The 6432-nt window shown below is 72.3% G+C and carries 5 protein-coding genes; 3 read left to right on the top strand and 2 right to left on the bottom strand.

Going from position 1 to position 6432, the window contains the following annotated elements; genetic code table 11:
• Window positions 1–34 precede the first annotated feature (34 nt).
• Window positions 35–1813 carry a helix-turn-helix domain-containing protein gene (locus tag ACWDN5_RS45910; RefSeq protein ID WP_449680699.1) on the top strand — a complete coding sequence of 593 codons (1779 nt, stop codon included), beginning with the start codon at window positions 35–37 and terminating at the stop codon, window positions 1811–1813.
• A gap of 75 nt (window positions 1814–1888) precedes the next feature.
• Here the strand turns inward: ACWDN5_RS45910 and ACWDN5_RS45905 are convergent, their stop codons facing one another.
• Window positions 1889–3082, bottom strand: coding sequence for an extracellular catalytic domain type 1 short-chain-length polyhydroxyalkanoate depolymerase (locus tag ACWDN5_RS45905; RefSeq protein WP_449680697.1), 1194 nt, complete (start codon window positions 3080–3082; stop codon window positions 1889–1891).
• 212 nt (window positions 3083–3294) lie between these two features.
• Here ACWDN5_RS45905 and ACWDN5_RS45900 point away from each other — a divergent pair, with 212 nt between their 5' ends.
• The gene (locus tag ACWDN5_RS45900; RefSeq protein WP_449680698.1) at window positions 3295–4611 is read left to right on the top strand and encodes a 3-hydroxybutyrate oligomer hydrolase family protein; all 1317 of its coding nucleotides are present in this window, start codon (window positions 3295–3297) and stop codon (window positions 4609–4611) included.
• Here ACWDN5_RS45900 and ACWDN5_RS45895 read toward each other — a convergent pair.
• Entirely contained in the window at window positions 4598–5560 is a 963-nt protein-coding gene (locus ACWDN5_RS45895; RefSeq protein WP_449680696.1) for a glycoside hydrolase family 6 protein, read from the bottom strand. The two genes, ACWDN5_RS45900 and ACWDN5_RS45895, sit on opposite strands and share 14 nt — an antisense overlap.
• A 306-nt stretch (window positions 5561–5866) precedes the next feature.
• Between ACWDN5_RS45895 and ACWDN5_RS45890 the strand changes: the two genes are divergently transcribed.
• Complete coding sequence (locus ACWDN5_RS45890) at window positions 5867–6277, top strand: hypothetical protein (protein WP_449680695.1); 411 nt, start codon at window positions 5867–5869, stop codon at window positions 6275–6277.
• The last annotated feature ends 155 nt before the right edge of the window (window positions 6278–6432 follow it).

Here is a 6432-nt window from a genome sequence, read left to right as displayed (position 1 = left end):
TTCTAATGACCCCGCCACCACCGAGAACTACACTTTGAATAACACACTCTTTCCAAACACGACGCACTACCGAACTCTCGGCGCGGCCGACCTGGCCGCGCTGGCCAGCGCGGGCGAGCTGGCCCTGCGGATCCGCGAGACCCTGGCCGAACACCGGCGGCGCGAAGCCCAGCTCACCGCGTTGTTCGAGACCGCGAGCGAGCTCGCCGCGCTGTCCGATCCGGACACCGTGCTGCGCTCGATCGTCCGGCGGGCGCGGGCGCTGCTCGGCGTCGACGTCTCCTACCTTTCGCTGAACGACGAGGCCGAGAACAAGACCTACGTCCGGGTCAGCGACGGGTCGGTGTCGGCCGAGTTCCAGCAGATCGTGCTGGGCATGGGGGAGGGCCTCGGCGGGCTGGTCGCGCAGACCGCGCGGCCGTACGCGACGTCGGACTACTTCAACGACGACCGGTTCAAGCACACGCGGCACATCGACTCCGGCGTCGAAGACGAGGGCCTGACCGCGATCCTCGGCGTCCCGCTGGCGATCGGCCCGAAGGTGCTGGGCGTGCTGTTCGCGTCCGACCGCGCCACCCGGGAGTTCTCCGCCGACGAGGTGGCGCTGCTGTCGTCGCTGGCCGACCACGCGGCGATCGCCCTGGACAGCGCGAACCTCCTCGACCAGACCCGCCGCGCGGTCGCGGAGCTCAACGAGGCCAACGCGACGATGGAACGCGCCGAGGACGCCCACGACCGGCTGACCGACCTGGTGCTGCGCGGGGGCGACCTGCCGGACGTCGCCGACGCGGTCGCGGCCGTGCTGCACGGGAGCCTCACGGTCTACGACGCCGACGGCACGCTCCTGGCGAGTTCGGCGGACCCGGTCGCGCTCGACCCGGACGCGCTCGCCGCGGCCCGCACCACCGGGCGCGCGGTGTCCACAAAGGACAACTGGGTGTGCGCGGTCCAGGCGGGCCCGGAACTGCTCGGCAGCCTGGTGCTGGCCGGCCGAGCGGGGTTGAGCGACCCCGACCGGCGGCTGTTCGAACGCGCCGGCGTCGTGACGGCGCTGCTGCTGATGCTGCGGCGATCGGTGGTGCGCGCCGAGGACGAGGTCCGCGGCGAGCTGCTGACCGACCTGCTCACCGCGCCCGGCCGCAATCCCCGGGCGTTGCTGGCCCGCGGCCGCCGGCTGGGCATCGACCTGTCGGCCCCGCACGCGGTCCTGGTCGCCCACGCGGACGGCGGCTCCCGCCGGCGTGTGGCGAGCGCGGCCGCCCGGCACGCGACGCTGGTCGGGGTGCACGCGGAGGAGGTCGTACTGCTGGCAACCGGCGACCCGGACGAGCTGGCCCGCCGCATCGCGGCCGACCTCGGCTCGGCGACCGGCCGCCCGGTCACGGTCGGCGCGGCGGGCCCGGCGAGCGGGCCATCGGCGATCGCGGAGGCCCACGCGGAGGCGGCCCGCTGCGTCCGGGCGCTGCTGGCACTGGGCCGCAGCGGTGAAGGCGCGGCGATGGCGGGCCTCGGGTTTCTCGGCCAGCTCCTCGGTGACCGCGCGGACTTGGACGCGTTCGTCCGCCAGACACTCGGCCCGGTCCTGGACTACGACGAGCGCCGCGGCACGGAGCTGGTCGCGACGCTGCGGGCGTATTTCGCGAACGGCGCGCAGCTGGCGCGGACGAAGGACGTGCTGCACGTCCACGTGAACACGGTGGTGCAGCGGCTGGAGCGGGTGGCGTCGCTGCTGGGAGAGGACTGGCAGGTGCCTGATCGGGCGCTGGAGATCCAGCTGGCCCTGCGCCTGCACCGGCTCGCCTCGCCGCGGTGACAGCGTTTTCGCCGGTGCGCTTCGGTAGCGCGGAAAACGGGGGCTGCTCAGCCGGGCCGAGCGGCCCCCGGAGTCCTAACACTGCCCGTCGGCGAGTACCCAGTAGCCCGGGGACGTCTCCCGCAGGGCGTGGATCGTGAAGGTGTTCCACAGCCCCATGGCCTGGTTCGAACCGTTCGCGTATGTCTGGCCGCCGCTCTGGTGCGCGCGGCCCGCCTGCGTGTGGGCGTAATTGCTGGCGCTCACACACGTTCCCGGCTGCGCTGTGGTGGTAGTGCTGGTCGTCGTCGTGGGCGGCGGCGTGCCCGATCCGTTGTCCAGACCGAAGAACACACCCGTGTAGTAACTGGAGCAGATCCCGGCCAGGAAGTACGCGCCGGTGCTGCCGCACTGGGTCGAGCCGGTCCCCGGGTCGACCGCGGTGCCGTGGCCCATCCCCGCGATCGAGTACAGCTGCACCTTGTCCGCGTACGTCGTCAGCGTCGTGCCGCCCGGCAGGGACTGCGTGCTCGTCGGCGTCTGCGCGACACCGTGCACCGCCGTCCACTGGTCGCGCAGTTCGGTGCCGTTGACCGGGGCGACCGTGTAGTCGCCCGTGCCCTGCCAGATCGCGACGCGCGGCCACGGCCCGCCGTAACCCGGGTACTGCGCCTTGACCTTCGCCGCCCACTGGGCCGGGGTCAGGTGCTGGTCGTTCTGCTGGCAGCCCGACGCCTGCGTGATGCTGGTGGCGCACTGCGCGGGCAAGCCCGCGTTGATGCCACCCCCGGCGAAGACGTCCGGATACGCGGCCAGCAGGTCGGCCGCCATCCCGCCGCCCGCCGACAAGCCGGTGACGAAGACGCGCGCGGTGTCCGAGCCGTGGTCGGCGACCGCCTTGTCCACCATGGACTTGATCGACGCCGCTTCGCCCTTTCCGCGCGTGTCGTCGGCCGGGTCGAACCAGGTGAAGCACTTCAGCGAGTTGTTCGCCGTGGACGTCTGCGGGAACACGACCTCGAACCGCCAGCGGTCGGCCAGCTCCGGCCAGCCCGAATGGGCGTAGTAGTCCGCGGCGCTCTGCGTGCAGCCGTGCAGCGCGACGACCACCGGACGGCCGGTCCCGAGGCCGGCGGGGGTGTAGGTGTACATCGCCAGGTTGCCGGGATTGGTGCCGAAGTTCGGCACCTGGACCAGGGACGACGGCGGCGGGTCGGCGGCGGCCACCCCGACGGTGGTGAGCACGGCGGCGGTGATCGCGGCGAGGCCGGCGAAAGCGAGCTTGCGCATGGTGGGCTCCTTCTCGTCGTTGAGAGGGTCCCCAGCGACGCTAAGGCGGCCCCGCGGTCCGGACCATGTGTCCGCCCACCACATCGGCTCGCCGATTCATGGTGACCGGCGGGATGGCTCGCGGCCGCGGCACGCGCTTGGCTGGGGACCTCGGAGACCGGAGGTGAACCGTGCGGGGTTGGCTGGTTTGGGTTCTGGCGGGCGCGCTCGCGGTGGCGCTGCCCGCGCCGGCGTCGGCTTCGGCCGGGCGGCACTGCTCGGCCACCGTGCCGGGCGCGCAACAGCAGGTCGCCGCCTGCCTGGACGACCTGACGACGACCGGCACGCTCGCGTCCGGGCACACCGTCGAGGCGGACTGGGCCGGGCTGACGTCGGCGGGGCTGCCGACCTTCGGCGCGGTGCCCGGCGTGCAGGTCGACGGCTACTTCCCGGACACCTCCACGGCGAACACCAACCACGGCTGGAACCACGACGCCCAGTTCGTGCTCCGGTTGCCGGACCGGTGGAACGGCGGCCTGGTCGTCTCCGGCTCGCCCGGCGTCCGCCGCCAGTACGCGAACGACCGCGCGATCGGCGACCAGGCGCTCGCGGAAGGCTACGCCTTCGCCGCGACCGACAAGGGCAACACCGGCGCCGCGTTCTTCACCGACGGCGTCCGGCCGGGGGACGCGCTGGCCGAGTGGAACTCGCGCGTCACGCAGCTGACGCTGGCCGCCCGCGCCGCCGCGACCCGGCACTACGGCCGTCCGGTGACGAAGACCCTCGCGGCCGGGCTGTCCAACGGCGGGTACCTCGTGCGGTGGCAGCTGGAGAACCGGCCGTGGCTCTACGACGGCGGCGTCGACTGGGAAGGGACGCTGTGGCGGGCCGACGGGCCGAACCTGCTCACGTTCCTGCCGCCGGCCCTGCGCGCGTACCCGGCCTACGCGGCGGGATCGGCAGCGGCCCACCGGTCCATTTTGGACGCCGGGTTCGCGCCGGGGTCGGAGTTCCTGTGGGACTACCACTACCGCGTCTACTGGGACCTGACGCAGCGGATCTACCGCGAAGAGGTCGACCCGTCGTTCGACGGCCCGCTCGAGGCCGGTACCCCGTTCTGCGCCTCGGGAACGCCGTCGTGCGACGCCGACTACGCGTATGCGTCCCGGCCGCGGTCCGTGGCCCGGGCGGTCGAGCGGATCTCGCTGACCGGCCGGATCGGCAAACCGCTGCTGACGCTGCACGGAACACTCGACACGCTGCTGCCGATCACCCGCGACTCCGACGTCTACGACCGGATGATCCGCGACTCGGGGCGCGGGGCGCTGCACCGGTACTACCGGATCGAGGGCGGCAACCACGTCGACGGGCTGGTCGACGCCTACCCGGACCGGCTGCGCCCGCTGGGTCCGTGCTTCCGGACGGCGTTCGACGCTCTCGGCGGGTGGCTGCGCGGCGTGCGCCCGCCGGCCTCGGCGACGATCGCCCGCCCCGCCGGGGCGACCCCGGCGGAGCTGGCGACGGCGTGCGACCTGGTCAGTCGCCCTTGATCAGGTGGTCGGCCAGGCTCGGGCCGAACGTGCCCGCCGGGATGCCCGAGCCGTGGCCGCAGCTGCCGTCGGAGTCGCCCGGGACCTTGATCCACAGCTGCATCTCCGGGCCGCCGCCGAGCTGGGACGTCGCGCCGAGCTTGCGCTTCGGCGGGTTGCACCACAGCTTGTCGTCGGGGTTGCCGTGGCCGTTGCCGTTGCGGCTGGTGTCGACCACGAACGGCGCCGCGTAGCCCAGTGCCGCGTCGACCGCCTTGCCGTAGGTCGTCGACTCGGCCGTGGTGTAGAAGTTGGACACGTTCAGGGCGAAGCCGTGGATGGACTGCACGCCCACCTGCTTCAGCCGCGCGGCCATCGTCGCGGCCGGGATCCAGGTGGCGTTGCCGCCGTCCATGTAGGCCCACGTGTTCGGGGCCTTCTGCGCGAACTGCGTCGCGGCGAATCTCAGCAGGTCGATCCGGGTCTGGCGGGCGTCGCCGGGCAGGCAGTCGAGCTGGGCGAGCGCGTCCGGCTCGATGATCACGAGCGCCGGCTTGCCGCCGATGCCGTCGGCGAACGCGGAGATCCAGTCGCGGTAGGCCTGCGGGCTGCCGGCGCCGCCGGTCGACTCGCCGCCGCAGTCGCGGCCGGGGATGTTGTAGGCGACCAGGACGGGCAGCTTGTCGGCGACATCGGCGGCGTAGGTGTAGGAGTCGGCGGCCGTGCGGATGTCACCGCTCCAGTTGCCGAACCAGCGCGCGCCGGGTTTGGTCGCGATCGACGTCCTGATCGGGCCGGCCAGGCTGTCGTTCGGGTGGTCGCGGACCCACCCGGCCGGGTTGGAGTCCGGGTCGGCGTAGAAGCCGTTCGTCTTCTCGAGCGGGTTGCCGTCCGCGGCGAGGGCCGGGGACGCGGGGGCGAGCCCGGGGAGCGCCAGCGTGGCGGCCACGAGCCAGGTCCGGATGCGCATTTCCGGAGTTTGCCGCGGCGGTGTACACGAATCGTACAAAAATGCGGTGAACCGGATCGAACCTGCGTCCGTACTACTGGGTGAAGGGCGCGGTCTACCTGCCGCGGAACCACGCCGAGCTGCAGTTTTACCGTCCGGACGGCCGACCCCGTTCGGCCGCTTGCGGGAGCGTCGACCGTCATTCATGATGGCTGCGGGGTCCGCGAAAATTCGTTGAAGTCGAATATCCAGGTGTCGGCCATGCTGCGGAAGAACCGTCCGTCCGGAAGTGAACGTCATGCTCCTACCTGTGCCCGGGGCCGCCTGATGGCCGTCGACCTGCCGGGCCTCGCGATCGTCGCCGGGCTGCTGCTGCCGGCCTTCGCCGCGGCGGCCTGGGCGATCAGCCTGGAACGGCGGCGGCCCCGCCGTCGGCCGGCCGCCGCCGACCCCGAGCCGGACTTCACCGTGGCCGGGATCCAGTCGCGCCTGCGGCGGGAGCACGCCACCCGGCGGCTGGCCGAAGCGGGCACGGTGGCCCTGCCGACGCTGCCGATCCCCGCGCAGACCCGCCGCGAACCCGCGATGACCCGGCTGCCGTCCCGCGTGGCCGGCATCCTCCCGCCGCCGGCCCCGCGCCCGGCGACCGCGGGGGCCCCGGCGCCGCGGTTCGCCTTCGCGCCCCCGGACACCGACCTGATGCGCCGCATCCTCGACGGGCTGCGCAAACTGGACTAGCCGTTGCCGCGAATGACTCATTCGGGACGCCGGAGGTCGCGAATGAGTCATTCGCGACCTCCGGGGCCGCGGCTGCACCGATAGGTATAGCACACCTCATAAATACAGTAACCCTCTATATAAAATAGTTTTTAGTATTATTAGTTTTAAATAAA

It is taken from the genome of Amycolatopsis sp. NPDC003731 (genome assembly GCF_053586895.1).
This window is presented reverse-complemented; position numbering and strand designations above follow the sequence as displayed.

Excerpts from the sequence above, each read along its gene's own strand:
- ACWDN5_RS45905 (WP_449680697.1), bottom strand. The coding sequence starts at position 3,082 with ATGCGCAAGCTCGCTTTCGCCGGCCTCGCCGCGATCACCGCCGCCGTG.
- ACWDN5_RS45895 (WP_449680696.1), bottom strand. The coding sequence starts at position 5,560 with ATGCGCATCCGGACCTGGCTCGTGGCCGCCACGCTGGCGCTCCCCGGG.
- ACWDN5_RS45890 (WP_449680695.1), top strand. The coding sequence starts at position 5,867 with ATGGCCGTCGACCTGCCGGGCCTCGCGATCGTCGCCGGGCTGCTGCTG.